Origin of the sequence: Aquabacterium sp. UBA2148, from assembly GCF_002328915.1 — a bacterium.
GTDB lineage: Bacteria > Pseudomonadota > Gammaproteobacteria > Burkholderiales > Burkholderiaceae_C > Aquabacterium > Aquabacterium parvum.
Genome location: NZ_DCXA01000162.1, coordinates 1 through 2,855, shown reverse-complemented (window position 1 = coordinate 2,855; position 2,855 = coordinate 1). Strand labels below are relative to the sequence as shown.

3 protein-coding genes are annotated in these 2,855 nt (G+C 67.7%); all 3 read right to left on the bottom strand.

All coding sequences use genetic code 11. The features are described from left to right. Nucleotides 1–524, bottom strand: a 524-nt coding sequence (locus B2W70_RS08920) for an alpha/beta fold hydrolase (protein ID WP_286744954.1), incomplete at its 3' end; no start/stop codon positions are given. 141 nt (nucleotides 525–665) lie between these two features. Next, the gene (locus tag B2W70_RS08915) at nucleotides 666–1,370 is read right to left on the bottom strand and encodes a histidine phosphatase family protein (RefSeq protein WP_286744952.1); all 705 of its coding nucleotides are present in this window, start codon (nucleotides 1,368–1,370) and stop codon (nucleotides 666–668) included. Between the two features lie 21 nt (nucleotides 1,371–1,391). Further along, nucleotides 1,392–2,621, bottom strand: a complete 1,230-nt coding sequence (locus B2W70_RS08910) for an acyl-CoA dehydrogenase family protein (protein WP_286744950.1) — start codon at nucleotides 2,619–2,621, stop codon at nucleotides 1,392–1,394. Nucleotides 2,622–2,855 lie beyond the last annotated feature (234 nt).

Below are 2,855 nucleotides of genomic sequence, written 5' to 3'. Positions count from 1 at the left end.
GACTGCGGGTCGAAGGGGTAGCCGGCCGCATCCACCAGCACGAGCTTGCTCACGCGCTGCGGGTGGTCCACCGCCACCTTCCAGGCCAGGTTGCCTCCGAAGGAGTTGCCAGCCACCACGGCCTTTTGCACGCCCAGCTTGTCCATCAGCGCGACGACAAACTCGACGTAGCGGGTCAGGCGGTAATTGCCATCGGGCATGGGGCCTGTGAGGCCGAAGCCAGGCAGGTCCATGCGGATGACGCGGCGCTGGCCCTTCAGGGCCTCTGTCCAGCCGTCCCAGGTGTGCAGGCTGGCCGAGGTGCCGTGGAGCAGCACGATGGGCTCGGCGTCGTCGCGGGGGCCTTCATCGCGGTAGTGGGCCTGCATGCCCAGGATCTCTGTGAACTGCGAGGGCGCGGGCGCCCACTTGGCCTTGAGCGTTTCCACGTCCCGATCGGGGGCCCAGGATGCGGCCACACCGCCCACCACCAGCAACAACAGGGCGAGCACCAGCCCACCCACGACCTTCAGCGCCGTCTTCATGTTCGTGTCCCTTGTTGATTGAGGCCGAGCCCAGCGCACGGCCTGCCCTCATTGTGCGCGAGCCACAGCAGCCGTCCCATCGACAGATGGCCGCCAGGTCAGGCAGCACAGATCGGCACCAGCCAGCGCCGGCTGCCCTCGTCAGCGGTAGCTCAGCAGCGAGGGCGCGCCCGCAGGCGCCACGCCTTCGAGGTGCCCGTGCTCGTTGACCGACAGCAGGTGCAGGCCGTCCCGGCCCACGTTGATCTTGGTGATGCCGGCGTTGGCCAGCGTCCAGTTGATGGTGAAGGCCTGCGTGTCGTGCAGGCCCAGCAGGTGCGCGCACACCACGCTGATGAAGCCCCCCGAGGTAAAGACCACGGCCTGGCCTTTGGGCGGCGTGAGCTGGACCAGCTCGGCCAGGGTCGTCACGCAGCGCAGCTTGAAGGTGGACCACGGCTCCTGGTACTCGGCGTCGTGGTGGCCCGCCACCCAGCGCGAGACCGCGTCCTGGAAGAAGGCCTGGAAGGCCCGGCGCGGGTCACCGCTGGCGGCCATCTCCGCCATCATCAAAGCCTTGTCGGCAAAGCGGGGCTCGGCCACCTCGATGACGTCCTCGTGGTCAAACTCATTGACACCGGCGAGGAGCTGCATCGGCACGTCCAGCGCCATGGCCGACAGCGCCGCGCGCGCCGTCTCCTGGTGGCGCTGCATGGTGCCGGCCACCACCACCTCGGGCACCACGCCGCGGGCTTTCAAGGCCTGGCCGACGACGTGCCCCTGCTGGTGACCCAACGCCGAGAGCGCGTCGTAGTTCTGGCTGCCGAACGAGGCCTGGCCGTGGCGGACGAGGTAGAGCGATCCCATCTCAGTGCGTCACTTTCCGCGTCACTTCGAGCCGTACTTCATCAGCTCCAGGCGGGCGATCATGCCCTTGTGGACCTCGTCGGGTCCGTCGGCCAGACGCAGCGAGCGGGCCTGGTTGAAGAAGGCCGTCAGCGGGGTGTCGTGCGAGACGCCCATGCCACCGTGCATCTGGATGGCAAAGTCGACCACCTGCTGCAGCATCGACGGCGCCACAACTTTGATGGCCGAGACGTCGGTCAGCGCGCTCATCACGCCCAGGTTGTCGATCTTCCAGGCGGCCTGCAGCGTCAGCAGGCGGGCCTGGTCGATGGCCAGTCGGCACTCGGCGATGCGTTCGCGGTTGCCGCCCAGGTTGATGATGGGCTTGCCGAAAGCCACGCGCTTGAGACCACGTTGAATGGCGAGTTCGAGCGACTTCTCGGCCGCGCCGATGCAACGCATGCAGTGGTGGATGCGGCCCGGGCCCAGGCGGCCCTGCGCGATCTCGAAACCCCGGCCCGGCCCGGCGATGACGTTGGACAGCGGCAAGCGCACGTTGGTGAAGTGCACCTCGCCATGGCCGTGCGGCTCGTCGTACTCGCCGAAGACCGGCAGCATGCGCTTGATCTCGACACCGGGCGCGTCCAGCGGCACCAGCACCATCGAGTGCTGGCCATGTCGGCCGGCCTCGGCATTGGGCGTGGCGGCCATGAAAATGCCGATCTTGCAGCGCGGGTCACCCACGCCGGAAGACCACCACTTCTTGCCGTTGAGCACGATCTCGTTGCCCTCGACCACGGCGGTGGCCGCCATGTTGGTGGCGTCGGACGAGGCCACATCGGGCTCGGTCATGAAGAAGACGGAGCGGATCTCGCCGTTGAGCAGGGGCGTCAGCCACTGGGCCTTCTGCTCGTCGCTGCCGTACTTCCAGAGCACCTCCATGTTGCCAGTGTCGGGCGCGTTGCAGTTGAAGATCTCGGGCGCCATCATCGAGCGGCCGGTCTGCTCGGCGCTGAAGGCGTACTCGAGCACGCTCAGGCCCGGGGCCAGCTTGGCGTCGGGCAAGAAGAGGTTCCACAGGCCTTCGGCCTTGGCCTGCGCCTTGAGCTCCTCCACGCGGGCGGGGATCCTCCACTGGGTCCAATCGCCGCCGTGGCGGGCCTCGCCGATCTCCTTCCAGTGCTGGGCCTCGACCGGGGCGATGCGCTCGTCAATGAAGGCACGCACGCGCTTGGCGTAGCTCTGGGCGCGTTCGCTGGGCTGGAAGTCCATGGCTGTCTCCTTTTGGGGATGTGAAAAGTCGGTGTCCGACCGTTGCCCCCGGATGCTACGCCGCCCTCACCCTTGCATCAAATGATGAATTTTCATCCCAAGTCATGCACGTGGCGCATGGCCTCACGGGCGCCCTGGGCCACGCTCTCGCGCATCCAGCGGTGCACGGGGTCGGCGTCGCGGTCGGCGTGCCAGTACATCCAGATGCCGATGGGCGGCAGCGCCAGCGGCAGG